At 69.2% G+C, this 24,813-nt stretch carries 23 protein-coding genes; 7 read left to right on the top strand and 16 right to left on the bottom strand.

The genetic code is table 11. The features are described 5' to 3' along the window. Positions 1-70: 70 nt before the first annotated feature. Together NA8_RS18485 and NA8_RS18480 are read right to left on the bottom strand one after the other, a co-directional pair. The gene (locus NA8_RS18485; RefSeq protein ID WP_063051619.1) at positions 71-940 is read right to left on the bottom strand and encodes a 1,4-dihydroxy-2-naphthoate polyprenyltransferase; all 870 of its coding nucleotides are present in this window, start codon (positions 938-940) and stop codon (positions 71-73) included. Positions 941-997: 57 nt separating this feature from the next. After that, entirely contained in the window at positions 998-1,462 is a 465-nt protein-coding gene (locus NA8_RS18480) for an SRPBCC family protein (protein WP_063051618.1), read from the bottom strand. A gap of 132 nt (positions 1,463-1,594) precedes the next feature. Here NA8_RS18480 and NA8_RS18475 point away from each other — a divergent pair, with 132 nt between their 5' ends. Beyond that, positions 1,595-4,930, top strand: a complete 3,336-nt coding sequence (locus NA8_RS18475; RefSeq protein ID WP_245663897.1) for an AfsR/SARP family transcriptional regulator — start codon at positions 1,595-1,597, stop codon at positions 4,928-4,930. A gap of 130 nt (positions 4,931-5,060) precedes the next feature. Here the strand turns inward: NA8_RS18475 and NA8_RS18470 are convergent, their stop codons facing one another. From NA8_RS18470 to NA8_RS18450, 5 genes are all read right to left on the bottom strand, one after another. Then, positions 5,061-5,894, bottom strand: a complete 834-nt coding sequence (locus NA8_RS18470; RefSeq protein WP_063051700.1) for an ABC transporter permease — start codon at positions 5,892-5,894, stop codon at positions 5,061-5,063. Positions 5,895-5,962: 68 nt separating this feature from the next. Beyond that, positions 5,963-6,955 carry an ATP-binding cassette domain-containing protein gene (locus NA8_RS18465; RefSeq protein WP_063051617.1) on the bottom strand — a complete coding sequence of 331 codons (993 nt, stop codon included), beginning with the start codon at positions 6,953-6,955 and terminating at the stop codon, positions 5,963-5,965. Between the two features lie 110 nt (positions 6,956-7,065). Then, positions 7,066-8,226, bottom strand: coding sequence for an o-succinylbenzoate--CoA ligase (gene menE, locus NA8_RS18460; protein ID WP_063051616.1), 1,161 nt, complete (start codon positions 8,224-8,226; stop codon positions 7,066-7,068). Between the two features lie 338 nt (positions 8,227-8,564). Next, positions 8,565-8,957, bottom strand: a complete 393-nt coding sequence (locus NA8_RS18455; protein WP_040870348.1) for a VOC family protein — start codon at positions 8,955-8,957, stop codon at positions 8,565-8,567. 1 nt (position 8,958) lies between these two features. Continuing rightward, positions 8,959-9,852, bottom strand: a complete 894-nt coding sequence (locus NA8_RS18450; protein ID WP_063051615.1) for a 1,4-dihydroxy-2-naphthoyl-CoA synthase — start codon at positions 9,850-9,852, stop codon at positions 8,959-8,961. A 93-nt stretch (positions 9,853-9,945) separates the two neighbouring features. Here NA8_RS18450 and NA8_RS18445 point away from each other — a divergent pair, with 93 nt between their 5' ends. From NA8_RS18445 to menD, 3 genes are all read left to right on the top strand, one after another. Further along, a complete protein-coding gene (locus NA8_RS18445) occupies positions 9,946-10,602 on the top strand; it encodes a PaaI family thioesterase (RefSeq protein ID WP_063051614.1) in 657 nt (218 codons plus the stop codon). Positions 10,603-10,676: 74 nt separating this feature from the next. Next, on the top strand, positions 10,677-11,123 hold the full coding sequence (locus tag NA8_RS18440) for a DUF6918 family protein (protein ID WP_063051613.1): 447 nt from the start codon (positions 10,677-10,679) through the stop codon (positions 11,121-11,123). Between the two features lie 523 nt (positions 11,124-11,646). Continuing rightward, positions 11,647-13,290: a 2-succinyl-5-enolpyruvyl-6-hydroxy-3-cyclohexene-1-carboxylic-acid synthase gene (menD, locus tag NA8_RS18435; RefSeq protein ID WP_063051612.1), complete on the top strand. Its 1,644-nt coding sequence runs from the start codon at positions 11,647-11,649 to the stop codon at positions 13,288-13,290. A 9-nt stretch (positions 13,291-13,299) separates the two neighbouring features. On the opposite strand, the gene NA8_RS18430 is transcribed toward menD, so the two are convergent. From NA8_RS18430 to NA8_RS18420, 3 genes are all read right to left on the bottom strand, one after another. Continuing rightward, positions 13,300-13,527 carry an Rv3202a family protein gene (locus NA8_RS18430; protein ID WP_063051611.1) on the bottom strand — a complete coding sequence of 76 codons (228 nt, stop codon included), beginning with the start codon at positions 13,525-13,527 and terminating at the stop codon, positions 13,300-13,302. A gap of 129 nt (positions 13,528-13,656) precedes the next feature. After that, on the bottom strand, positions 13,657-13,905 hold the full coding sequence (locus NA8_RS18425) for a DUF8836 family protein (RefSeq protein ID WP_063051610.1): 249 nt from the start codon (positions 13,903-13,905) through the stop codon (positions 13,657-13,659). A 94-nt stretch (positions 13,906-13,999) separates the two neighbouring features. Further along, positions 14,000-14,500: an SgcJ/EcaC family oxidoreductase gene (locus NA8_RS18420; RefSeq protein WP_063051609.1), complete on the bottom strand. Its 501-nt coding sequence runs from the start codon at positions 14,498-14,500 to the stop codon at positions 14,000-14,002. Here NA8_RS18420 and NA8_RS18415 point away from each other — a divergent pair. After that, a complete protein-coding gene (locus NA8_RS18415; RefSeq protein ID WP_245663896.1) occupies positions 14,495-15,022 on the top strand; it encodes a MarR family winged helix-turn-helix transcriptional regulator in 528 nt (175 codons plus the stop codon). The genes NA8_RS18420 and NA8_RS18415 overlap by 6 nt on opposite strands. 108 nt (positions 15,023-15,130) lie before the next feature. Continuing rightward, complete coding sequence (locus NA8_RS18410; RefSeq protein WP_063051607.1) at positions 15,131-15,733, top strand: TIGR03086 family metal-binding protein; 603 nt, start codon at positions 15,131-15,133, stop codon at positions 15,731-15,733. Here NA8_RS18410 and NA8_RS18405 read toward each other — a convergent pair. Next, on the bottom strand, positions 15,730-16,359 hold the full coding sequence (locus NA8_RS18405; RefSeq protein WP_063051606.1) for a TetR/AcrR family transcriptional regulator: 630 nt from the start codon (positions 16,357-16,359) through the stop codon (positions 15,730-15,732). The genes NA8_RS18410 and NA8_RS18405 overlap by 4 nt on opposite strands. A gap of 113 nt (positions 16,360-16,472) precedes the next feature. On the opposite strand from NA8_RS18405, the gene NA8_RS18400 reads away from it, so the two are divergent. After that, a complete protein-coding gene (locus NA8_RS18400) occupies positions 16,473-17,507 on the top strand; it encodes an aldo/keto reductase (RefSeq protein WP_063051699.1) in 1,035 nt (344 codons plus the stop codon). Positions 17,508-17,517: 10 nt separating this feature from the next. On the opposite strand, the gene NA8_RS18395 is transcribed toward NA8_RS18400, so the two are convergent. From NA8_RS18395 to NA8_RS18375, 5 genes are all read right to left on the bottom strand, one after another. Further along, complete coding sequence (locus tag NA8_RS18395) at positions 17,518-17,868, bottom strand: hypothetical protein (RefSeq protein WP_063051605.1); 351 nt, start codon at positions 17,866-17,868, stop codon at positions 17,518-17,520. Beyond that, positions 17,861-18,331 (bottom strand): hypothetical protein, encoded by a 471-nt coding sequence (locus tag NA8_RS18390; RefSeq protein WP_063051604.1) that lies wholly within the window; start codon positions 18,329-18,331, stop codon positions 17,861-17,863. The genes NA8_RS18395 and NA8_RS18390 overlap by 8 nt, the downstream gene beginning before the upstream one ends. A 214-nt stretch (positions 18,332-18,545) precedes the next feature. Beyond that, positions 18,546-22,736, bottom strand: a complete 4,191-nt coding sequence (locus NA8_RS18385; protein ID WP_063051698.1) for a bifunctional nitrate reductase/sulfite reductase flavoprotein subunit alpha — start codon at positions 22,734-22,736, stop codon at positions 18,546-18,548. A gap of 114 nt (positions 22,737-22,850) precedes the next feature. Next, positions 22,851-23,555 (bottom strand): demethylmenaquinone methyltransferase, encoded by a 705-nt coding sequence (locus tag NA8_RS18380; RefSeq protein ID WP_063051603.1) that lies wholly within the window; start codon positions 23,553-23,555, stop codon positions 22,851-22,853. 74 nt (positions 23,556-23,629) lie between these two features. Continuing rightward, a complete protein-coding gene (locus NA8_RS18375; RefSeq protein ID WP_063051602.1) occupies positions 23,630-24,772 on the bottom strand; it encodes a glycosyltransferase family 4 protein in 1,143 nt (380 codons plus the stop codon). Positions 24,773-24,813: the final 41 nt, after the last annotated feature.

The raw sequence follows: 24,813 nt of genomic DNA, 5'->3' as shown, positions 1-24,813 counted from the left end.
TCACCTCGCGGGTGCGGGACCCGTCACCGGGCCCGCAAGGTCGCGTCGCTCGGAAACCGGGGGAAGCGCGTTAGCCCAGCCCGACGGCGAGCGCGGTGACCGCCGACCAGACCAGCAGGGCCAGTCCGGAATCCCGCAGCGCGGGAATCAGTTCCAGGCCGCCCTTGCCGCCGCGCACCGGCGCGTTGGCGCGCACCGCGAGCGGGATCGCGATCAACCCGGCCAGTGCCCACGGTGTGCGGGCGACCAGCGCCAACGTCACCAGGAAGGGCACGGCGAGCAGTGCGAGGTGCAGCTGGCGGGTGCGCGGGTCGCCGAGTTTCACCGCGAGCGTGACCTTCCCGGATTCGGTGTCGGTGGGAATGTCGCGCAGATTGTTCGCGACGAGCACGGCGCTGGAGAACGCGCCCACCGCGACCGCGAGCAGTGCGCCCACCCAGTCGATCCGGTCCGCCTGCACGAACTGGGTGCCGAGCACCGCGACCAGGCCGAAGAAGACGAATACCGCCACTTCGCCGAATCCGCTGTAGCCGTACGGGTTGCTGCCACCGGTGTAGTACCAGGCCCCGGCCAGGCAGGCCGCGCCGATGAGCAGCAGCCACCACGCGCTGGTGAATACCAGCACCAGACCGAACACGGCGCCGATGACCAGGCTGACGATCGCGGCGGTCTTCACCGCGGCGGGCGAGGCCAGTTTCTGCCCGACCAGGCGCAACGGTCCGACCCGGACGTCGTCGGTGCCGCGGACGCCGTCGGAGTAGTCGTTGGCGTAGTTCACGCCGATGATCAGCGCCAGCGAAACGAACAGCGCGAGAATCGCTTTCCACCACACCGCACCGTCGACGGACGCGGCGGCTCCGGTTCCGGCGAGCACCGGGGCGATCGCGTTCGGCAGGGTGCGGGGTCGCGCGCCCTCGATCCATTGCGCTGCAGTAGCCATGTCCGCAGCATAATGGGCGCATTCGGACACGGTCCGCCCTCAGTTCGCGCGCGGCGATCAGGCCGTTTGGGTCGTCGCCGCCTGCTGCAACCGCGCGAGCCCCTTTTCGAAGTCCCGGCCGACGAACTTGTCCATCGGGATGAACTTGCCGAGGAAGCCCATCAGGCCGGTCTGCCTGCCGGTCATCCGCCAGGTCACTTCGGTGCCGGTCTCGACCGGGTCCAGAATGAAGGTCACCATGTTGGTCGCCTTCATCGGCTTCAGGAAATCCAGGCGCACGCCGATCTCGCGGTCGGTGCTGCCGATGATCTCCATGCTGCCCGCGCCCGCCTTGCGGTTGCCGCTCCAGGCGTAGCGTGCGCCGACGCCGGTGTCCGCGCCGGAATAACTGCGCTGCAGCTGCGGGTCGAGGTCCTCCCACGGCGACCACTCGACCCACTTGTGGAAATCGTTGATCAGCTTGTGTACACGCGCGGGCTCGGCCGTGACCACGGCCGATCGGACCACCTCGAACTCAGCCATGGGGGTCAGACTATGCCACCGACCGCTCACAGTCGCGGCAAAGAAATCGTGTCGGCCCCGTCGGGCCGGCTCGCCTACGATGACCGCGGGATGTATCTGGAGCGCAGCGGCCCGCACGGCCACAGTCGAGCAGTGACGACGCCCGCAGGCGAATCGGTCGTGGTGGCCCTGCTGGGCGAGGTCGCGCTGCGCCGAGACGGCCTGCTGACGCCGCTGCCCGGGGCGCGCTCCCGGCTGCTGCTCACCGCCCTCGCGCTGCGACCCGGCCGCAGCCGCGGCGCGCACGCCCTGATCGAGGACGTCTGGGGTGAACAGCCGCCACGGTCGCCGATGAACGCGCTGCACACCCAGGTCTCCCGGCTGCGGTCGGCGCTGCCGGAGGGCGCGCTGGAAATCGGCCCGGCGGGCTACCGGTTGACGCTCGCCGCCGAACAGGTCGATCTGTCCTCGGTAGGCGAGCGCGTCACGCGGGCGCGCGGGCTGCACGCCGCCGGTGACCTTCCCGGATGCCTTGCGGAGATCGCGGGAGCGCGGGCGCTGTGGCGCGGGGACCCCGGCGCCGACCTGCCACCGGGTGGCCTCGCCGATGAGCTGCGCCACGCGGCCGGGCGGCGCGGCGCCGAACTCGACGAACTCGAACTCGCCGCACGCGAGGGCGGCGGCGACATCGACGGCGCCTTGGACCTGGCTCGGCTGCGCGCCGCCGCCGACCCGTTGGACGAGCCCGCGCAGCTGATCCTGATGCGTCTGCTCGCCGCCTCGGGACGGAGCAACGAGGCGCTGGAATCGTTCGCGTCCTTCCGTTCGCGACTGGCCGACCAGCTCGGCGCCGATCCGGGACCGGCGCTTTCCGCGGCGCACACGGCGATCCTGCGCGGGGAGCCGATCGGGCCTACCGCACCGCCGCGCGCCCCGACGCCGGTGGCGAGCGCGGGATACCGAAGCGGGTTCCCGGCCGCTTCCACGCCCTCGGCCGATGCGGCCCCGGACCCGCAGCCCGCCGCGATGGGTCTGCGCGCCGCGCCCAACGCGCTGCTCGGGCGGACGGACGATCTCGCCGCGCTCACCGATCTGCTGCACGCCTCCCGGGTGGTCACCGTGCTGGGCCCGGGCGGAGCGGGGAAGACCAGGATCGCGAACGAGCTCGGTGCGCGGGTGGCGCGCACCCGCCCGGTGGCGCTGGTGGAGCTGGCCTCGGTGCGTGCCGAAGGAGGCGACGCCAGGGTCGAGATCGAGGCGGCGATCGCCGCCGTGCTCGGGCTCAGCGAGGTCACCTTCGACACGGCGACACTGCGCTCCGGGCAGACGGTCGATCTGCGCAGGCGGTTGCGCGACGCGGTGTCGGCGCGCTCGATGCTGCTGATCCTGGACAACTGCGAGCATCTGGTCGACGCGGTCGCCGTGGTGGTCGCCGACCTGATCGGCGTCGCGCCACGGCTGACCGTGCTCACCACGAGCCGGTCGCCGCTGACCATCACCGCGGAGACGGTGTATCCGTTGCCGCCGCTGACGATCGATCCGGCGGGCTCACCCGCCACCGAGCTGTTCGCCGCCCGTGCCAGGGCCGTGCGCCCGGCGGTCCGGCTGGACCCGGAGATCGTCGCCCAGCTCTGCCACACGCTCGACGGGCTGCCGCTGGCCATCGAACTGGCCGCCGCCCGAGTCCGGGCGATGAGCGTCGAGGAGATCAACGAGCGATTGGCCGATCGGTTCGCGCTGCTGCGCCATGGCGACCGCAGTTCGCCCGAACGGCATCGCACGCTGCACGCGGTTATCGACTGGAGCTGGAACCTGCTCGATACCGAACAGCAAGCGACACTGCGTCGGTTGTGCCGATTTCCGGCCGGTTTCACGCTGTCGGCCGCCGAGGCGGTCGCCGGTGGAGCCGACGTGACCGATGTCGCCGCGGCTGTCGACGGTCTGGTCAACCAATCGCTGCTCACCGTGCTGGACGACGAACTGCTCGGCACCCGCTATCGCATGCTGGAGACGGTGCGGGAATTCGGTGAAGAGCAGCTGGCCGCCACGGCGGGGGAGCCGGACGCAGTCGACACTCGGATGATGCGGTGGGCCGAGGACTACGCCGGTGACGCGGCGAGCCGGTATATGACCGGCGATCAGTTCCACCTCGCGCTGTCGGTGGCGGCGGAGCTGGACAACCTGCTCGCCGCACTGCGTTGCGGCATCGAAAGGCGTGACGCCGCAACGGCCTACACCATTTTTCCGGTCATCGGCACGTTGTGGGTGATCCGCGGATCGCATATGGAAGTGATCGCCTGGGCCCAGCGGGTCATCGAGTTGGAACCGACCGACTTCGGTCCGGAAGGTCCGCGTCCGGACCTCGTGCTCGTCACCTACCAGATGACCTTCCTGCATCTCGCTTACACCAACGGCAGCGTCAGGGAGATCGCCGCACTGCGTCTGCGCGTGCGCCGCTTGCTTCGTCTCTCCGTCGAACTCACCGAGAACAACCGATTCATCGCCCGGGTGGTACTCACCAGAGCCGATGCGCGCGGACTCAGCAGGCTGCTCGCCGAGGCGGCGCGTTCGGCCGATCCGGAGACCAGGGGCACGGCGCTGTTGTTGCGGGCCAATATCCGGGAAAACCTCGGCGACGTGCGCGGCTCCACCATCGATGCGATGAAGGCGCTGGAGGTCCTCGGCCACGAGAATGTCTGGAGCGTGGCCATGGTGAGCAGGCACCTGGGACAGGTCTGTGGACAGATCGCCCAGTACGCCGAATCGGTGACCTATTACCGCCGCTCGCTCGACTTGCTGCAGCGGCTCGGCGCCTACGAGGACACGGTGGAGATTCGCAGCCTGCTGGTGGCTTCGCTGGTCGGTGTCGGCGATCTGGAGCAGGCCCGGCGGGAACTCGACCTCGCGTTGGGCACGCCGGATCTGGACACCTCGTCTCTCGGACAGAATCGGCTGCTGTCCACGGTGATGCAGAGTTCGGCGGAAGTGGCCTTCGCGACCGGTGACACCGCGGGCGGATTCGCGCGCTACGAGCGTGCGCTGGAGCTGTTCGGCTGGCCGGACCACGCGCTCGGTCCCGGGCCCGGCGCCCTGATGCTCGCCGCGGCGGCGCTCGCCGCGCGGGTACTCCACGGTGGCGTCGGCTCGAGCGCGGTCCTGGCCGCACAGCTGGCCGAGCTCACTGTGCCGATGATGAACCAGTACCGGGACCTGCCGCAGATCGGCGGTGTCGCCTGCGCGGTCGGGTCGTATCTCATCGCCGTCGACCGCGAGGTCGGCACGGGTCTCGACTTGTTGGTGCTGGCGCCGAACGTCTTCTGCCGTCAGGATTTCCCCTCCATGCGCTGGCAACGGCACCTGGACGCGGCGATCGCGAAGCTCGGCGCCGACCAGGTCGCGCAAGCCCGCCGCCGCCTCGGCCACCTGCGCCGCGGTGAATCCGCCGACCGCATCCTGCGGATGCTCCACAGCCTCAGCGCCGCCCACTGACGATCTTCGCTTATGGTCATTCGTTCTTCGCCGAGGCTCTGGCGTGCGCGAGGGATTGCGCTGTCGTGCGAAATACGGCGAAAGCAGGCCGGGTAACAGTCGCCACCCGGCCTGCTCGTGTGGAGGGGCTTCACGCCCGCCGCATGTACGCCTTGACCGTGAGCGGCGCGAAGATCGCGATGACGACCAGCGCGCCGATCAACGACCAGGCCAGGTCGCCGCCGAAACCGGCGCCGTTCATCAATCCGCGGCACGCGTTCACCATGTAGTACACCGGGTTCACGTGATTGAGCCCCTGCATCCAGCCCGGCATCGTGCTCACCATGGCGAAGGCGCCGGACATGAAAGTCAGCGGGAACATGATCATCATCGAGATGCCCTGCACGCCCGCGGCACTCTTGCCGGTGACCCCGACCAGCGCCCAGATCCAGCTGATCGCGAACGAGCAGACCACGATGACCAGACCCGCCGCGACCACTCCGAGCACACCGCCCTCGGGGCGATAGCCGATGGCGACGCCGACGACGATGGTGAGCACGGTCGCGATGACGTAGCGCACCATGTCGGCCAGCAGCGCGCCCGCCAGCGCCGAGATGCGGGCGATGGGCAGAGACTTGAACCGGTCGAACACGCCCTTGTCCATGTCCTCGCGCAACTGGGTGCCGGTGACCACCGAGGTGAGCACCACGGTCTGCACCAGGATGCCGGGGATCAGGACCGGCAGATAGTCGTGCACGCTGCCGCCGATGGCGCCGCCGAAGATGTAGGCGAACAAGGCGGTGAACAGGATCGGCTGGATCGTCACGTCGAACAGCTGCTCGGGCTTGTGCTTGATCTTCAGCAGGCCGCGGTAGGCCATGGTGAACGAATTCGACACCGCCTGGCCCAGCGGAACGTGGTTGCTGACTTCGGGAATCTTCGTAGGCGCGGCATGGCGCGGCTCGGTCGTGGTGAGGGTGGTCATGCTGGGTTCCTTATCGGCGTGCGCGGGTGCTTCGTGGTCACGCAGGCTGCCGCCTGCGGGCCGGGCGTTCACGCCGCGCTCTTCTCGGACTCGTCGGTGGTGTCGTCGGCGGGGTGGCCGGTGATGGTGAGGAAGACCTCGTCCAGGCTCGGCTTGGTCACGGTGATCTCGTCGACGCCGATCTCCCGCTCGCGCAGGCGGATCAGCAGATCGGCGGTGACGCCCGCGTCGGTCAACGGCGCGGTGAGCCGCCCGGCCTCCGGGGTGATCTGCGCTTCGACGCCGAGGAAATCGCCGATGATGCGGCGCGCCTCATCGAGCCTGACGCGATCGACCAAGGTCAGGTGCAGGCTGGAGCCGCCCACCGAGGCCTTCAGTTCGTCGGCCGTGCCGTCGGCGATCACCTTGCCGTGGTCGATCACCGCGATCCGGTCGGCCAGCTGGTCGGCCTCGTCCAGATACTGGGTGGTGAGCAGCACCGTCGCGCCTTCGCGGACGAGGCGGCGGATGGTCTCCCACATCTGGGCGCGGGTGCGCGGGTCGAGACCGGTCGTCGGTTCGTCGAGGAACAGCAACGGCGGCGTCGCGATCAGGCTGGCCGCCAGATCGAGCCTGCGCCGCATACCGCCGGAGAAGTTCCGCAGCGGCTTGTTCGCCGCCTCGGTGAGATCGAACTCCTCCAGCAGGTCGGATGCTTTGCGCCGGGCGTCGATGCTGCTGAGGCCCAGCAGGCGGGAGAAGACGATCAGGTTCTCGGTGGCGGTCAGGTCCTCGTCGACGGAGGCGTACTGGCCCGTGACGCCGATGAGCGAGCGGACCGCCGTCGGCTCCGCCACCACGTCGTGGCCGAAGATGCGGCCACGGCCGCCGTCCGGTCGCAGCAGGGTCGCGAGCATGCGGATGGTCGTGGTCTTGCCCGCGCCGTTCGGACCGAGCACGCCGTACACCGAGCCCTGCGGCACCGCCAGGCTCACCCCATCGACGGCACGCTGTTCCCCGAACACCTTGACCAGGCCGTCCGCCTCGACGGCGAGCGCTGAAGTTGGTGCGAAAGAAGTCATGTGGACAACTGTGGACACCGGGACTTGCACGGCTCTTGCACGGCGCTGTCAGATGACGTGCCGGATGGAGAGGGGCAGCGCGTTCTGCCGCGGGCGCTGCCCCGCTGTCACTAGTGGGTCGAGTCGGCCAAAAGGTATTCGCGGAGTTTGGCGCGGTCGGGCTTTCCGGGGCCGCGGAGGGGGAACTCGTCGAGGACGGCGAGTTCGCGGGGGGCGGCGATGGAGTCCAGTTCGTCGGCGACGTATTCGCGCAGCTCGGCCAGGTCGGGGGTGGCGCCGGGGGCGGGGATCACGGCGACGGCGACGCGCTGGCCGAGGCGTTCGTCCGGTAGGCCGACGACGACCACCTCGCTGATCGTCGGGTGGTTGATCAGCACGGCCTCGACGACTTGCGGGATCACCAGCAGGCCGCCGGTGGTGATCGCCTCGTCGAGCCGTCCGGTGATGCTCAGCAAGCCGTTGTCGAAGGTGCCCGCGTCCTCGGTGCGGAACCAGCCCGGTTCGGCGAAGGCGGGATGGTCGGGCTGATTGCGGTAGCCCGTAGCGATCATGGCGCCGCCCAGCACCACCCGGCCGTCTTCGATCCGGACCTCAGTGCCCTCCAGCGGCACGCCGTCGTATACGCAACCGCCGCAGGTCTCGCTCATGCCATAGGTGCGCACCACGGTGATGCCCGCGGCTCGCGCCCGCTCGTAGACCGGCAGTGGAGTGGCCGCGCCGCCCACCAGCACGCCGTCGAGTTCGGCCAGCGCGGTGGTGGCCACCGGCGACTCGAGCGCCTTGATCAATTGGGTCGGGACCAGGGAGGTGTAGCGCCGTTCACCGCGCATACCCGTGATCGCGCCGGCCAGGGCCTCGGGGAGGAATCCGCCGGACACGTCCAGCACGGTGGGTTCGGTCCCCGCCAGGATGCTGCGCAGCAGCACCTGGATTCCGGCGATGTGATGGGTGGGCAGGGCCAGCAACCAGTTGCCGGGGCCGCCGAGCCGGTCGTGTGTTGCGGTGCCGCTGGCGCGCAGGGCCGCCGAACTCAGCATCGCGCCCTTCGGCACGCCCGTGGTGCCCGAGGTGGTCACCACCAGAGCGACTTCCTCGTCGATCGGCTCGCCGGGGGAGAGGGCGTCGCTCAAGCGTCTCGACTCGCGTCGATCACTGGTGGGAATGGGCAGCCACGCGGCCCCGCTACCTTCCAGCGCCTCCCGCAGATGGGGCATGACGTCGCCGAGACCGGACCCGGTGGGCATCGGCAAGGTGCGCAGTGTCTTACTCATGCCATGCCTCGCCGCTCGCCAGGCTCGGTCGTGCCCAGAGCCGCTGTGCCCATGGCTCGCTCGCTGCACTCCCTCACGGTAGGGATCGTGTCATGCCCGCGTAACCGCGTGCGGAACGGGTCGGTATGCCGGAGTGGCGCACCCGCGGCGCGGTCACCCGGTCGGATCGGGGCTCAAGTACGACAGACATCGAGACTGCGATTCATTCGGTCGGACGGGACACGGACACAGCCGGCCCGGACGTCGGCGGTCGGGTGGCCATCCGAGCGCTATCGTCCTCGCCGGTTCTCGCGTTGGCAACTCGGTGGCGCCCGCCGAACTACCGATCCGAACCGTTGCTACGACGGCGACCAGCGGGAATCCCGTCTGATCGGATGCGACGGCGGGACCTCCACCAGAACGATCGGCACGCCGTCGGGATCGCGCACCCACATCTCGTGCAAGCCCCACGGCTCCTCGACCGGGGCGCGGTCGATCGCGATGCCCTTCAGCGCCAGTTCCACGGCGGCGGCGGACACGTCGCGCACCTGGAGCCAGATGGCGCCCTCGAACGACGACGATTCCCCCGACCCGCCGTGCGCGGCCACCTCGATCAGCGACTGGCCCGCGAAGAAGACGGTGCCGCCCGGATATTCCCGCGCGATGGCCAGCTCCAGGCCGTCCCGGTAGAACGCGAGCGTCGCCTGGTAGTCGGCGGGCCGCAGGATGATCCGGCTGCTGAGGATGTCCATGTCAGAAGTACCAGGGGTAGGGAGTCCAGTCCGGCTCGCGTTTCTGCAGGAACGCGTCGCGGCCTTCGACGGCTTCATCGGTCATGTAGGCCATCCTGGTCGCCTCGCCCGCGAAGAGTTGCTGGCCCACCAGACCGTCGTCCAGCAAATTGAACGCGTACTTCAGCATGCGCTGAGCCTGCGGGGACTTGCCGTTGATGTCGGCGGTCCACTCCAGTGCGACGTCCTCCAGTTCGGCGTGGTCGACGACCTTGTTCACCGCGCCCATCTGGTGCATCTCCTCGGCGGTGTAGGGGCGGCCGAGGAAGAAGATCTCGCGGGCGAACTTCTGGCCGACCATCTTGGCCAGATACGCGCTGCCGTAGCCGCCGTCGAAGCTGCCCACGTCGGCATCGGTCTGCTTGAAGCGGGCGTGCTCGCGACTGGCCAGGGTGAGGTCGCAGACCACGTGCAGGCTGTGGCCCCCGCCCGCGGCCCACCCGTTCACCAGCGCGATCACCACCTTCGGCATGAAACGGATCAACCGCTGCACCTCCAGGATGTGCAGGCGGCCCGCGCGGGCCTGGTCGACCGTGTCCGCGGTGTCACCGCTGGCGTACTGGTACCCGCTGCGGCCGCGGATGCGCTGGTCGCCGCCGGAGCAGAACGCCCAGCCGCCGTCCTTGGGGCTGGGGCCGTTGCCGGTGAGCAGCACCGCGCCGACGTCCGAAGTCATCCGCGCGTGGTCGAGCGCCCGGAAGAGTTCGTCGACCGTGTGCGGGCGGAACGCATTGCGCACCTCCGGCCGATCGAACGCCACACGCACGGTGCCCTGCTCGATGTGCCGGTGATAGGTGATGTCGGTCAGGTTCTCGAATCCCGGAACGGGACGCCACAGCTTCGGATTGAACGTCACCGGGCAATGCTAGGTCTCGCTGCGCCCGAAAGTCGTGAGCGGGCGGAGGGATCTCGATTTGACGGTGTAAAAATACGCGTTACCGTGCAAGTTATGAGCGAGCGAGTGAAACCGGTTATCGACCGGAGCGCGGTGGACGGGTCCCGGTACGAGAAGCACGGCGGATTTCCGAAGGTCACGCCCGCGCGGGTGGGGCCGGACTTCGGCGGATTCGTGGAAGCCATGCGGACGTTGCAGGATCTCGCGGTGTCCGTGGACGCGCCCGACGACGTGTTCGGGGCCGCTCAGGCCAAAGCCCGCGAGCTGATCGATCTGCTGGAGCCCTACCGCGCGCCCGAGTTGCAGGGGCCGGCCGGCCGCGCCGTCGAACTGCCGGGACGGGGGAGCCTTCTGCTGCTGCCGTGGCAGGTGGTCCAGGCAGGGCCGGACGGCATCGAGATGACCGGTGTGTTCCGCCGCTTCCATCTCGGCGGCAACGGCGCCGCGCACGGCGGTGTGCTGCCGCTGCTGTTCGACGATCTGCTCGGCATGATCGTGCACTACGCCGGACGGCCGATCAGCCGCACCGCGTACCTTCATGTGAACTACCGCAAGATCACTCCGCTGGAAACGCAACTGACGGTTCGCGGACGGGTCGACCGGATCGAAGGGCGCAAAACTTTCATCGCCGCCGAATTGCTCGATGAGCAGGGCGATCTGCTCGCTGACTGCGAAGGTCTGATGGTGGAGTTGCTGCCGTGGCAGCCGTAGCCGGGTGAATGCTGGCGCGGGTGCGTATAGTTGCCCTCGCTCGTTCATCGATACCGATCCGGAGGAACCTGAAAGTGGTTGCAGCACTGTCTGAATCCCTGCTCGACGACGCGAAGCGCCCGGCTTTCCTTGCCGACGCCGTCGAGGTTCTCGATGCCGAGGTCTCGGACAAGGGTGGTGCGTCCGGCCTGGCTGTGAAGGGTGGCTACGCGGCGGTCAAGAAGATCAGCCCGTCCATCGTGCCCGATGCGCTGGAGTCGTTGGCGCCCAAGTTCGTCGCGCAGCTGGAGCCGTTCTGGCAGGAGTACACGGCCTCGGGCTCCGGCAAGTTCGCCGATCTGCTCGTCGCCAAGTCGGACGAGGTCGCCGAGGCGTTGCTCGCCGTCACCGACGCTCGGGCCGAATCCTCCACTCGCCCGGCCCTGCAGAAGGTCTACTCCTCGATGCGTTCCTCGGCGAAGAAGAACGTCATCGAGGCGCTGCCGCGCGTGGGCGACCTGATCCAGAAGCACGCTCAGTAATTCCTGCCGCGACTTCGTCGCGGCGCGTTCGCGGCCCTCTCATGGCTCGCGTCCGAGCGACCACCGCTTGCGACTTCGTCGCGGACGCGGCGGCCACTCGGACGCGAGCCGGGCCGCGAACGGCGCATGCTCGGTCTCGCTTCGCTCGAAACCGGGAGCCGGGCCGGTGTGGCCGAGTGAGTAGGTCAGGGCACGCTCTGAGCCCTCCTTGAAGGGGCACGGTCCGAGTGATTACCGCTGGCCCTGTTATTACGTGGTAGTCGCTGCTGGGCGAGAGCTGGGCGGTGTTTGTTGAGCGCCTGCCGAGCGGAGGGTTGTTGCGGGCCTCTCCTTGGATCGCGACCGAGCATCTACCAATAGCGACCTCCCTGCGGCATGTTTCGGACGTCAGCCGAGGCGCGCGGGTCGACGGCCTCATCGGGAGCGAACCACCGTCGCGGCCCGGAGGCAGTGTCCGAGGACACAGTGTGATTGCAAGCCTCCCGGCAGCGACTTCCAGTTGACTGTCTGCCAGTCTGGAGACGTGAACCCGTCAACAGCACAAGCGCAGGTCGTCGTCGACGAACTCGTGCGCGGGGGCGTACGGGATGTCGTCCTTTGCCCCGGCTCCCGGAACGCTCCGCTGGCCTTCGCCCTCCAGGCTGCCGACGCGGCGGGGCGGCTGCGGCTGCATATGCGGATCGATGAGCGAACGGCGGGCTTCCTCGCCGTCGGGCTCGCGATCGCGAGCGGGCACCCGGTCCCGGTCGTGATGACCTCGGGTACCGCGGTGGCCAACCTCGGCCCGGCCGTGCTGGAGGCGAACTACGCCCGCGTCCCGCTGGTAGTGCTCAGTGCCAACCGGCCCTACGAACTGCTCGGCTCCGGAGCCAACCAGACCGTCGAGCAGCTCGGCCTGTTCGGCAGCCAGGTCCGTGCCACCATCTCGCTCGGTCTGGCGGAGCGGGAAGCCGGGGACGCCGACCACCCGCCCTATGACCAGCAGAACAGCCAGTGGCGTTCGGCGGTCTGCCGGGTGCTGGCGGCGGCGCGCGGCACCCGCTCCGGCAACGCGGGCCCGGTGCACTTCGATGTCCCGCTGCGTGAGCCGCTGGTCCCCGACCTGGCGCCGGGCGAGTCGGCTCCCACGGGTCGCGCGGGCGAGCGCGCCTGGACCCAGACCCAGTACGCCACCCTGGACGTGCCGCTCGATCTGGACCTCACACCGGACACGGTGGTGATCTCCGGACACGGCGCCGGGCTGCGGCCGGAGCTGGCGGATCTGCCGACCGTCGCCGAGCCCACCGCGCCCATGCACGGTCCCGCGCTGCATCCGCTGGTGCTGTCGCTGCTGCGGCCGAAGCAAGCGATCATCACCGGCCGGCCGACCCTGCACCGGCAGGTCTCGAAGGTGCTCGCCGATCCGGACGTCCGGGTCTACGCGCTCACCACCGGTCCGCGCTGGCCCGACGTGTCCGGCAACGTGGTCGGTACCGGCACGCGCGCGGTCATCAGCGGCGCTCCCAGCCCGCGATGGCTGGAGCACTGTCGTGAACTGAACGCGAAAGCCGACCAGGTGGTGCGCGCCGAACTCGCGCGGCATCCGAAACCCACCGGGCTGCACGTCGCCGCGGTCGTGATGGACGCGCTGCGAGATGGCGACCAACTGCTGCTCGGCGCCTCCAACCCGGTGCGGGACGCCGCGCTGGTGTCGCATCCGCGGCCGGGGATCAAGGTGCTGTCGAACCGCGGCGTCGCCGGGATCGACGGCACGGTGTCCACCGCGGTGGGCGCCGCCCTGCACCACGAGGGGCGCACCATCGCGCTGATCGGCGACCTGACCTTCCTGCACGACGCGTCCGGTCTGCTGATCGGCCCCGGCGAACCGCGGCCGGCTGACTTGACCATCGTGGTGGCCAACGACGACGGCGGCGGCATCTTCGAGCTGCTCGAGCAGGGCGACCCGCAGTACGCGGGCGTGTTCGAACGGGTCTTCGGCACCCCGCACGGCATGGATCTCGCCGCCTTGTGCGCCGCCTATCGCATCCCGCACCGGCAGGTGGACCCGCAACAGCTGGCCGTCGAGCTGACCGGGCACGCCCATGGCATGCGGGTGCTCGAGGTGGCCACCGAGCGGTCCAGCCTGCGGGAACTGCACGCGACGGTGTGGGCGAAGATCCAGCCCTGAGCCGTACGGTCAGAAGCCGAATTCATCCTCGGGGTCGTCGTCCATCGGAACCGCGATGGACTGCTCGAGCACGTCCGCCGGATTCGCCTCCAAGACGTCGCGCTCGGGAATCGCCCGTCCGACGGCATCGTCCTGCTCCGGCAGGTCGTCGGCGACCACCGGCTCCTCCGGATACGCCGGGACGGACTGCTCGGCGAGATCCGCCTCCGGGACCGCGTCGGCAAGGGGATCTGACATCGTGCGCTCCTCTCCGCGTATGCGTCTCGATGGGCATACCCGCCGCGGGATGCCGCAATCGAGGCGGACGATCGACTCCGACTGCATCGAGGATGCCCGTGGCCGGGACGGACGGCAAGCATTTTCGCGTCAGCGTTGTCGCTCTTCTTCGGCCCGCGCCGCGGTGGCATCGGCGGGGTGCTCGACCAGCGCGAGCGTGCGCCCGGCCATGAACCGCGCGGTCCGCACCGCCGTCCCCGATCGCGTCACCTCGCTGACTTCGACCACGCCACGCGCGATCCTGACCTCGACCCGCCGCCCCGCCCGGGTAGCCGCGATCTCGTAACTGCGAGATCCGTCGCCGACGTCGACGACGATCTCCACCCGATCACCCTTCATCTACCAATTATCCGCTTTTCCAGCGCATTTCGCCGCTACGAGTGCGTAACGGCGGTACCTCGCGCGGCGGTCGAGACGGCCCGGTTCCGCGCGGTTACCGAGCGGGCCGGCGCGGTCCGACTCTGAGCCTGCGTGCCGCGCGGCCCATGAGGCGAGACATTCCGGCCGGAAAGGAATCCGGTTCGGGAACCGTCACCGGGCGGATCCGGCCATTGTGGATCGCGGTTATCCGCCAGCCCTCGGAGGTGCGTACCAGCACCAGCGTCTGGCGCGATCGCCTGCGCTCGGGCAGCCGCGATCGCCACGGCATCAGTACCGACGCCGTGCCGTGCAGGATCGCCACGTCCGGGGTGACGAAGCGAATCGACTCCAGGTCGCCGACCAGTGCGGAGCCTGCCAGCACGCCTCGGAAGAGCTTGTCGTGATTGCGCTGGTGCTCCGCTCGGCCGATCGCGCGGGTGCCGTCATAGGACACGTAGTCGGAGTCGGCGGTGAAATGGCCGGCGTAGGCCTCGGCGTCGTTGTCGGTCCAGGCCCGCATGAGGTCGCGGAACAGCGTGCGGATCTCGGCGTCGTCGATGTCGGTGTCGTGCATGGCAGCGTCCTTGTGCGTGCTATTATTTCGATGAACGAAAGATACGATAGCAGAAAGTTTCGAATGTCGAAAGAAACTCTTATCGGTGCCATCGGCACGCAGTTGCGACTGCTCCAGCAGAGCTTCGACGTCTTCGACGAGGCGGTCGCCGCGCACCTGGGCATGAACCGCACCGATCTTCGCTGCCTCGATGTGGTGCTCGGCCGTGGCCCGCTGCCCGCGGGTGAGTTGAGCGCGGCGGTGCAGCTCAGCCCCGCGGCCACCACCGCGGTGATCGATCGACTGGAGCGGGCGGGATTCGTCACACGCGGTCAGGATCCGGCCAATCGGCGCCGTGTGCTGGTAACCGCCACTGCCGCCGCGCGCGACATGGCGGAGCGGATCTTCGAGCCGGTCGGCCGGGCGGGTGCGCGGGCTCTCGGTCGCTACGACGCCGAGCAGCTCTCGCTGATTCTCGACTTCCTGCACACGGCCTTGGATGTGCATCGCGCACAGACCGACCGCATCGCATCGCAGAGCTGACCGGAGCGCTATTCCTGCGGTGTTCGACTTCGCGTTCCTCCGGACCGATGAGTTCGGCCCGGCTGGGACGTCTGCATGGTTGAACATATCCCCGGCTCAGGAGATTCGATGAATCCGGAATTCGATTTCGAACCCGCCGCTGTCGCTCTGTCGTCCGTGGTCGGCCGCATCACCGACGACCAGCTCGCCGCGCCGACGCCGTGCGCCGACACCACGGTGCGTGATCTGCTCGCGCACGTGCTCGATCTGACCGAGGCGTTTCGTCAGGCGGCCACCAAGGAGGCCGTCGGCGGTTCGGTCGCGCCGGCTCCGCTGGTGGAGCGCGCCTTGCCAGGGGCTTGGCGCGAGCGCGTTCCGGCTCAGCTCGATGCTCTGGTGGCCGCGTGGCGGGAGCCCGTGGCCTGGGACGGCGTGACCGAGGCGGGCGGGGTGAGCGAAGCGGCCCCGGTGATGGCCAGGATCGCCCTGGACGAGGTGGTGGTGCACGGCTGGGACCTCGCGAAAGCCACGGGGCAGCCCTTCGCCTGCGACGCCGGGCACCTGGCGATCCTGCTTGACATGCTGCGCGAGACCCCGGCCGAAGGGGTGCCCGGTCTGTTCGGGCCGGTGGTGCCGGTCGCGCCCGATGCGCCGGCCTTGGCGCGGATGCTCGCTTACACCGGTCGCCGCGCGGACTGGACCGCGGGCGCCAGCGAAGCGGTGCTCGGCTAGCCGCGCGGCGGATCGGTGGTTACGAAAGTGCCCGCGATCACGGCATCGACCGTCGCGCGCGCGGCGGTATCCGCGGCGGCATCATCGATCGGGTCGCCGCTGGCGAGCAACCGGTAGTAGAGCGGGGCCGACACCGCCGACAGCACCGCGCGTGCGTCGGTACGCTCCGGCGCTTCGCCGCGCGCGACGGCGGCCGCTACGCACGCCGACCATTCGGTGAGCCGCACGTCGTAGAAGCGGCGCAGAGCGGCTGCGGCGGACTCGTCGCAGGTGGCGGCGGCGATCACGGCGCGGAAGAGCTTGCCTTGGCGGGGATCGGACAGCGTTTTCGCGACCAAGCGGGCGTTGGCGGTGAGATCTCCGAGCAGCGAGCCGGTGTCGGCGTGCGGCAGCGATTTCTCGGCCATGTCGGTCAGCAGGTCGGCGATCAGGCCGGTGGGCGTGCGCCAGCGGCGGTAGACGGTGGTTTTTCCGACCTCGGCGCGCGCCGCCACCTCGGCGAGGTCGAGGTGGGCGAACCCGTGTTCGGCCAGTAGGTCGCCCGCCGCTCGCAGGACGGCGGCGCGAACCCGCGCGGTCCGCCCACCAGGTCGAACCGATCCGGGTGTGGCCTCTTCCGGCTCCATAACGGCACTCCAGTTTCATTTATTGGCGAACGGGTGTACCGTCCGAGGTGTTAATGGAACTATAGACCCTTTAGGAGGGCTGTCCAGTGAACGTTCGGATGGTCGACACGCAGATGGAGTACCGGCGGCTCGGCGCATCAGGTCTCCACGTCCCGGCCTTGAGCTTCGGCGCGGGCACTTTCGGTGGCCGGGGTGAACTGTTCGGCGCGTGGGGCGACACCGATGCCGAACAGGCGCGGCGGCTGGTCGACATCAGCTTGGACGCGGGCGTGAACATGTTCGACACCGCCGACGTCTACTCCGACGGCGCCTCGGAGGAGGTGCTGGGCGCCGCCGTCCAGGGCAGGCGTGATCGGGTGCTGCTGTCCACCAAGGCGACGCTGCCGACCGGCCCCGGCCCCGCGGACGCCGGTTCCGGCCGGGCCAGGCTGATCGGTGCGGTGGAGGCGTCGCTGCGCAGGCTGGGCACGGACTACATCGATCTGTTCCAGCTGCACGCCTTCGACGTGGGCACGCCGGTGGAGGAAGTCGTCGCGGCCCTGGACGATCTGGTGCGCGCCGGCAAGATCCGCTATGTCGGCGCGTCGAACTTCGCGGGCTGGCAGCTGATGAAATCCCTTGCCGCGGCGGATCGCAACGGACTGACCAGGTACGTCGCGCACCAGGTCTACTACTCGCTGGTCGGGCGGGACTACGAGTGGGAACTCATGCCGCTCGGCCGCGACCAAGGTGTCGGCGCGGTGGTCTGGAGTCCCCTCGGCTGGGGCAGGCTCACCGGCAAGATCCGTCGCGGCCAACCGCTTCCGGAAGGCAGTCGCCTGCACCGGACCGCCGAGGCCGGTCCGCCGGTGGACAAGGAGAAGCTCTACGACGTGGTCGACGTCCTCGACGAGCTGGCCGCCGAAACCGGCAAGACGGTGCCGCAGATCGCCCTCAACTGGCTGCTGCGTCGCCCCACCGTCGCCACCGTCATCGTCGGCGCCCGCAACGAGGAGCAGCTACGCCAGAACCTCGGCGCGATCGGCTGGGAACTCGACGCCGACCAGATCGCCCGCCTGGACAAAGCAAGCGCCACCACCCCGCCCTACCCCTACTACCCGTACTACCGCCTCCCGGACTTCACCCGCCTGAACCCGCCCGCGGTGTGAGCCGAGGACGTCACTCCGCTCGAATCCGCGTCGCGGTGAAGCCGAACTTGCCGATGGTGATCACGGCCGGACCGCCCACGCGGTCCAGGTCGTACATCGCCTCGCCGAGGTGGGTGGACATCAAGTCCATCCACCACTCCCAAGGGGATTCGGGTCTGCCACGCAGGGCATCCTCCGCGATCTTGCGGTAGTACTCCTGCAGAGTGTCCGGCGTGAAGCGCATGGCGACCGGAGGAGTCAGCGCCGCGCCATTGCGTTCGACAATGTACGGAATGCCGTCCTTCATGCGAACTTTGAGCCCTTCCCAGTTCGCGGCTCGAACGATGGAGTCCGTCAGCTCTTCGTAGGTCGGCTCATGCACGGCAAGCCTTTCCTCCCGGGTAAGCGGTGATGATCGCTCCGTCACTGCCAACGATAACGGTGGGCTCCACTGTCTTCGCGATCTGCCCAGTGACGTGATTGACCAGATAGATCTGACCCGAGTAACAGGTCTTGCCGCCTCCCGCCGCGGCGGTCCGATCGGGTGCGTCGAGGGATTTCGCAATCGCGATGTCGGCGATATCCCGCCAGTTGTTCCGTTCGATGTCGGCAAGGTTCTGCCAATCCTGCAGGTGGCGCCCCTGGATGTGGCGGAATCCCCAGCCATCGGTGCCGCACTTCAATGTCGCTTTGCTGTAGCTAGCGACGACCTTGTCCTGCTTGGATGACACTCCGCAGGCGCCCCATACCTGTGCCGCGTTGGCTGGAGCGAATGCAGATGCATTGATGAAGCCCGCCACGGCGATAGCGACGGCGCTAACGGTGAGCGAAGCGCGAGTGTTCATGGGACCCCCTGATTGTGCCGATGGACACCCATTTATTGGGTGACGTGCAGATCAGAACCGGCGGCGCCGTAGAAGATGCTCGTTCGACGTTTGCTGCTCCATCCGACCTTCGAGTTCGATCAGAGAGTTTGACGGCGCTTGGCAGCGTCCGGTTCCGTATTGTGATCGCGATCAGTGAACGATGTGCGTGGTGTGGAATGGCTGTTGTGGGCCGTCAGTAGACGTCGCGTACGTAGCGCTTTTCGGCGACGAGCTGCTTCTTGAAGGCCAGTGCGCCGTCCTCGTCGAGCTTGCCGTGGATGCGTGCGATCCGCAGGAGGGCCTCGTCGACGTCTTTGGCCATCCGGCTCGCGTCGCCGCAGACGTAGAAGTGGGCGCCATCGCGCAGCCAGGACCACAGCTCGGCGCCGTGCTCGACCATGCGGTGCTGCACGTAGATCCGCTCCCGCTGGTCCCGGGAGAAGGCCAGGTCGAGGCGGGTCAGGAAGCCGGAACGGAACATGTCCTCCAGTTCGGCGCGGTAGTAGAAGTTCTGCGCCGCGTGCTGATCGCCGAAGAACAGCCAGTTGCGTCCGGTGCAGCCGAGGGCCCTGCGCTCGTGCAGGAACCCCCGGAAGGGCGCGATGCCGGTGCCCGGGCCGACCATGATCATCGGTGCGGCCGGGTCGGCCGGAGGACGGAAATGCGGTGCGCGTTGCAGGAAGATCGGCACAGCCGCGCCGGTGTAATCGGCGGCCGCCCGATCGGCGAGGAAGGTCGAGCACACTCCGCCGCGCCGCGCCGCCGAACCGGTGGCGGCCGGGTCGCCGTAGCGCACGATGCCGACGGTCAGCTCCACCTCATCCGGGCTGACCAGCGGACTCGACGAGATCGAATACTGGCGCGGCTGCAACTTCTTCAATGTGCCGAGCCACTCCACCAGATCGGCTCGAATCGGGAAGTCGCGCAGCACGTCCACGACCTGCCGGTCCCACAGGTAATTCGCCAGTTCGTTGCGGTTGTCGCGGCGCAGCAGTTTGGCGAGTTTGCCGCTGTGGTTGCGCTCGGCGAGGAAGCCGAGCAGATCCTGCCCGACCTTGGTGATGTCGTAGTGCGTGCGCAGCGCCTCCGCCAGCGAGAGCTCGCGCTCGTCGACCTCGACCACGCGGCGACCGTCCAGCCCGGTGGCGTCCAGCCATTCGGTGACCAGCGCGGCGCTGTTCACCGGCCAGACGCCCAAAGAGTCGCCCACCTCGTAGGTGGCCTCCAGACCGCGCAGATCGAATCCGAAGCGGCGCACCTCTTTCGTCGATCCTCCGGTCGACAGCAACTCGTTGCGCAGCAACGGGGCATGCAGCGGCGCGGTGCGGGTGAACGGCGGGGAAGCCGTGCGGGTGCGCCCGAGCGCCGGTGCGGCACTCGGCATTTCCAGCGTCGCGACCCCGCCGCCCCGGGGCGTGGATCGGCCCGGGCCGCCTGCGCCGCGCACCGGGGGACCGGCGGGGGACCCGGGTTCCTCGGCGCCGAACGCGGCGAGCACGTCGGCGAGCCAGCGCTGCGCCGCGTCTTCGTAGTCGGGTTCGCTGTCGACGCGCGCAAGCAGCCGGGTCGCGCCGAGTTCGGCGAATTTCTCGTCGAGTTTGCGGCCGTAACCGCAGAAGTCGTCATAGGAGGAGTCGCCGAGGGCGAACACCGCGTAGCGGACACCGGTCAGCCGCACGACGGTGTCGGCCAGGCGATCCCAGAAATCGGCTCCGTTGTCCGGCGGCCCGCCGTCGCCGAACGTGCTGCTGACCACCAGCACATCGCCCTGAAGCGAGTTGAGGTCGCAGGAGTCCAGATCCAGTAGTCGCGGCGTGAAACCGTGCCCGGCGAGATGTGCCGAGACGGTGGCCGCGAATTCCTCCGCGGTGCCGGTCTGCGAGGCCCACAGCACGGTGATCGCGCGAGCGGCCGCAGCCTCGACCCCCGCGGGCGCGGGGCCCGCCGCACCACGTGAATACATCCCCGCCAGCAACCCGTCGACCCACAGCCTGCTGTGCGCCGACATCGGCGCCGAGTCCGGGAGCACCGGCTGACCGGTCACCGGTAGCGCTTGCAGCGCGGCCAGATATCCGCTCAGGTAGATCCGCTCGGTTTCACTGAGCGTGGGGGCGGTGCCGCTGTCGAGACCGAGCGCGGCCGCCAGCGGATGCGCCGGGTCCGCCTCGGGCATCGCCGCGGGCGTCTCGGGCCGCGGCACGGCGGCCACCCTGCGCAGTGCGACCGCGCACGCCTTGAACTCCGGTTGCAGCGAGGCCGGATCGACCGCGTCGTTGGTGACGGCGTTGATGGTCAGGTATTCGCCCTGTTCGTCGTTCCAGTGGAACGGCACGAAGCAATCGCCCGGCCGCACCCGGTCGCCGACCTGGACCGGAAGCACCGCTCGGCCCCGGCGCGAGGCGATCTCGAGCTGGTCACCCTCGCGCAGGCCGAGGCGTTCGGCGTCGGCCGGGTGCACCTCGACGAACGGTGCGCCGGTCAGCTTGGTCAGCTTGCCGATCCTGCCGGTCTTGGTCATCGTGTGCCACTGGTGCTGCAGGCGTCCGGTGTTGAGCAGGAACGGGTAGTCGTCGTCCGGCATCTCCGCGGGCGGCAGGTGCGGGCGCGGCCAGAACACCGCGCGGCGGCTCGGCGTGGCGAAGGCCAGCCGGGGCCGGTGGCCGTGCGCGTCGACGAACAACGTCTGGCTGACACCGTCGTTGCGGTACCGGATCGGATTGCGCCTGCGCTCCGGCTCCGCGCACGGCCACTGCATCGGTCCGTCACGCAGCGCCTCGTAGCTGACGCCGCGCAGGTCGTAGCCGGTCGCGGGATTCGCGAAGCGTTTGATCTCCTCGAAGATCTCGGCACTGGAGGCGAAGCCGAAACCGGGAAACCCCATGGCGGTGGCGATGTCGGCGATGATCCGCCAGTCCGGCCGCGCGTCGCCGGTGGGCGGCACCGACTGCCGCATCAGGGTGAGGTTGCGTTCGGAATTCACCATCACCCCCTCGGCTTCCGCCCACAGCGTGGCGGGAAGCAGCAGGTCGGCGTAGGCGTTGGTCGCGGTCTCGGTGTAGGCGTCCTGCGCGATCACCAGTTCGGCGGCTTCCAGGCCCGCGATCACGGTCTTGCGGTTAGACACGGTGGCGACGGGATTGGTGCAGATGATCCAGGCCGCTTTGATCGTGCCTTCGGCCAGGCTGCGGAACATCTCCACCGTGCCGGGCCCGGCTTCGGTGCGCAGCGTGCCGGGCTCGAGCTCCCACACGGTCTCCACGAACGTGCGGTCCTCGGCGGAGAGCACGCTGCGCTGGCCGGGCAGACCGGGACCCATGTACCCCATCTCCCGGCCGCCCATCGCGTTCGGCTGCCCGGTGAGCGAGAACGGACCGCTGCCTGGACGGCAGATGGCGCCCGTGGCCAGGTGCAGGTTGCACAGCGCGTTGGTGTTCCAGGTGCCGTGCGTGGACTGGTTGAGTCCCATCGTCCACAGCGACATCCATTCGCCGGCTTCGCCGATCCACTGGGCGGCGGTGCGGATGTCGGCCTCGGCCAGCCCGGTGATCTCCGCCACCCGCTGCGGCGGATAGTCCGCCAGGAACTCCGGCATCGCCGCCCAGCCCTCGGTGTGCTCGGCGATGAACTCCTCGTCGATGTGGCCGCCCTCGACCAGCAGGTGCAGCAGTCCGTTCAGCAGCGCGAGATCCGTGCCGGGGGCGATCTGCAGGAAGAGATCGGCGCGCGCGGCGGTCTCGGTGCGGCGCGGGTCGACCACGATGAGCCTCGCGCCCGCCTTGAGCCGGTCGGCCATTCGCAGGAACAGGATCGGATGGCAGTCGGCCATGTTCGCGCCGATCACGAAGAACAGGTCGGCGTGCTCGAAATCGTCGTAGGAGCCGGGCGGTCCGTCGGCGCCGAGCGACTGCTTGTACCCGGTCCCGGCACTGGCCATGCACAGCCGCGAGTTCGCCTCGATGTGCACCGTGCGCAGGTAACCCTTGGCGAGCTTGGTGGCGAGGTACTGCGCCTCCAGTGACATCTGCCCGGAAACGTAGAGTGCGATCGCGTCGGGACCGTGCGCGTCCAGGATCGCCCGCAATCGGGTGGCCGCCTCGTGCACCGCCTCGTCCACGGGGAAGGGCACCGGGACCTGGCCGCGCTCCGAGCGCCGGTAGGCGGTCTCCATCCGTCCGGTGGCGCGCATCAGTTCCGCGTGCGTCGCGCCCTTGGTGCACAGCCTGCCCGCGTTGGAGGGGTGCAACTTGTCGCCGCTGACCTTGGCGATCACCGGTTTCCCCGCGCCGTCCGCGGCAGTCGTCACGGTGATACCGCAGCCCACGCCGCAGTACGAGCACGCCGTTCGGGCGGTGCCGTCGCTGTGGCCGGTCACTGGGTCGGACATGCCTTCGATCATGCGGACCGCCGATTGCGCGGGATTTACCCCGCGTTATCGCCAGGTGACATTCCACCTCACAGTGCTCGAATCCGGCGGTGAGGTGTGATCCGGGTCTCCGGTTCAGCCGAGTTTGTAGGCCCGGTGCAGTGCGACTATGCCTCCGGTGAGGTTGCGCCACTTCACCGACGACCACCCGTTCGCCGCGATCCGCATCGCCAACCGGCGCTGATTGGGCCACTCCGTGATGGATTCGGCGAGGTAGACATAGGCGTCGGGGTTGCTGCTCACCACGCGCGCCACCTTCGGCAGCGCTTTCATCAGGTACTCCAGGTACACCGTGCGGAACACCGGGAGCACCGGCGCGGAGAATTCGCACACCACCAGCCTGCCGCCGGGCTTGGTGACTCGCAGCATCTCGCGCAGGGCGAGGTCGGTGTCGGCCACGTTGCGCAGCCCGAACGAGATGGTCACCGCGTCGAAGGAGTCGTCGGCGAACGGCAGCGCCATCGCGTCGGCCGCCACCATCGGCACGTCGCGGAACCGGCCCGCACTGAGCATGCCCTTGGAGAAGTCGGCTGCGAGGCACCAGGCGCCGGACTTCTGCAACTCCAGCGTCGATACACCCGTGCCCGCGGCGAGATCGAGCAGCCGCTCACCCGGCCGCGGCGCCAGCGCCTTGCGGGTCGCCCAGCGCCAGTAGCGATCCTGCCCCGCGGAGATCACGGTGTTGGTCAGGTCGTATCGCCGGGCGACGCCGTCGAACATCGCCGCGACTTCGCGCGGCTGCTTGTCCAAGGAGGCCCGGTTCGATTGCGTTTTCGCCACGCGAAGACCCTAACTCGCGGTCTGTTACGAACCGAGCGTGGCGCGGGGATACATCCGTCACGCTGGAGCGCGGTTCAGGCCGTATGGGGCAAGGAGATCCGGGCGCCCGCCACCTCGGCGTAGTGGCTCATCAGCTGGGTACAGACGGCGGGCCAGGTCCGCGACAGCACCGACTTCCTGGCCGCCCCGGCGAACCGGGTCCGCAGCCTGGGATCGTGCAACGCCCCGACAGCACTGGGCAGCAACTCGCCGAAACGATCCACCGGAAGCAGATAGCCGTTACGGCAGTGGGCGATCAGGTCGCGTGGACCGCCCGCGTCGGGGCCGATCACCGGGACGCCCGACGCCAGCGCCTCCTGCACGCCCTGGCAGAACGTCTCGTGCTCGCCCGCGTGCACCATGACGTCGAGACTGGCGTACGCCCGCGCCAGTTCGTCGCCGCCGAGCTCGCCGGTGAACACCGCGGTCGGCATCAGCCGGGCGAGCCGCTGGCGTTCCGGCCCGTCGCCGACGATCACCAACTGGATATCGGGGTCGGTCCCGAGCACCGCGAGCCGCTCGACGTGCTTCTCCGGCGCGAGCCGCCCCACGAAGCCCACCAGCAGGCGGTCGCGGCCGGCGAGCCAGGCGTCGCGCAGCTCTGCGGAGCGGGCGTCGGGCGTGAACCGCGCGATGTCGACGCCGCGCCCCCACCGGTGCACGCGCGGGACGCCGTGCCGGGCCAGGTCCTCCGCCGCCGCCCGGGACGGCGCGAGCGTGCGGGTGGCTCCCTCGTGGATGCGCCGGGTCCAGGCCCAGGCGGCACGGCTCGTCAGCCCGAGCCCGTAACTCTTGGCGAAGCCCGCGACGTCGGTCTGATACACCGCGACGGTCGGCAGGTCCAGCCGCAGCGCCGCCCCCAGGCCACCCGCGCCGAGCAGGAACGGGGAGGCCAGATGGACCACGTCGGCGTCGAAGTCGTCGATGGCCGAGACGATGCCCGGCTGCGGCAGCCCGACCGGCAGCGAGCTGATCCTCGGCACCATGACCGCGGGGACTCGGTGGACCCGGAAACGGTGATACTCCCGCGGCGCGGCAGGCTGCCCGCGCGGTGTGTCGGGCGCGATGATCAGGGCGTTGTGCCCGTGCCGGTCCAAGTGCTCCAGCACCCGCAGCACGGAGTTGACGACGCCGTTCATATTCGGCAGAAACGACTCCGCGACGATCGCTACACGCACATTCCCAGCCTGACCGGTGCATCGCGCCGCCCCGCCACACC

It is taken from the genome of Nocardia arthritidis NBRC 100137 (genome assembly GCF_001612765.1).
Taxonomy (GTDB): Bacteria; Actinomycetota; Actinomycetes; order Mycobacteriales; family Mycobacteriaceae; genus Nocardia; species Nocardia arthritidis.
This window is presented reverse-complemented; position numbering and strand designations above follow the sequence as displayed.

Excerpts from the sequence above, each read along its gene's own strand:
- NA8_RS18485 (WP_063051619.1), bottom strand. The coding sequence starts at position 940 with ATGGCTACTGCAGCGCAATGGATCGAGGGCGCGCGACCCCGCACCCTG.
- NA8_RS18480 (WP_063051618.1), bottom strand. The coding sequence starts at position 1,462 with ATGGCTGAGTTCGAGGTGGTCCGATCGGCCGTGGTCACGGCCGAGCCC.
- NA8_RS18470 (WP_063051700.1), bottom strand. The coding sequence starts at position 5,894 with ATGACCACCCTCACCACGACCGAGCCGCGCCATGCCGCGCCTACGAAG.
- NA8_RS18465 (WP_063051617.1), bottom strand. The coding sequence starts at position 6,955 with ATGACTTCTTTCGCACCAACTTCAGCGCTCGCCGTCGAGGCGGACGGC.
- menE (WP_063051616.1), bottom strand. The coding sequence starts at position 8,226 with ATGAGTAAGACACTGCGCACCTTGCCGATGCCCACCGGGTCCGGTCTC.
- NA8_RS18455 (WP_040870348.1), bottom strand. The coding sequence starts at position 8,957 with ATGGACATCCTCAGCAGCCGGATCATCCTGCGGCCCGCCGACTACCAG.
- NA8_RS18445 (WP_063051614.1), top strand. The coding sequence starts at position 9,946 with ATGAGCGAGCGAGTGAAACCGGTTATCGACCGGAGCGCGGTGGACGGG.
- NA8_RS18430 (WP_063051611.1), bottom strand. The coding sequence starts at position 13,527 with ATGTCAGATCCCCTTGCCGACGCGGTCCCGGAGGCGGATCTCGCCGAG.
- NA8_RS18425 (WP_063051610.1), bottom strand. The coding sequence starts at position 13,905 with ATGAAGGGTGATCGGGTGGAGATCGTCGTCGACGTCGGCGACGGATCT.
- NA8_RS18420 (WP_063051609.1), bottom strand. The coding sequence starts at position 14,500 with ATGCACGACACCGACATCGACGACGCCGAGATCCGCACGCTGTTCCGC.
- NA8_RS18410 (WP_063051607.1), top strand. The coding sequence starts at position 15,131 with ATGAATCCGGAATTCGATTTCGAACCCGCCGCTGTCGCTCTGTCGTCC.
- NA8_RS18405 (WP_063051606.1), bottom strand. The coding sequence starts at position 16,359 with ATGGAGCCGGAAGAGGCCACACCCGGATCGGTTCGACCTGGTGGGCGG.
- NA8_RS18400 (WP_063051699.1), top strand. The coding sequence starts at position 16,473 with ATGGAGTACCGGCGGCTCGGCGCATCAGGTCTCCACGTCCCGGCCTTG.
- NA8_RS18390 (WP_063051604.1), bottom strand. The coding sequence starts at position 18,331 with ATGAACACTCGCGCTTCGCTCACCGTTAGCGCCGTCGCTATCGCCGTG.
- NA8_RS18385 (WP_063051698.1), bottom strand. The coding sequence starts at position 22,736 with ATGTCCGACCCAGTGACCGGCCACAGCGACGGCACCGCCCGAACGGCG.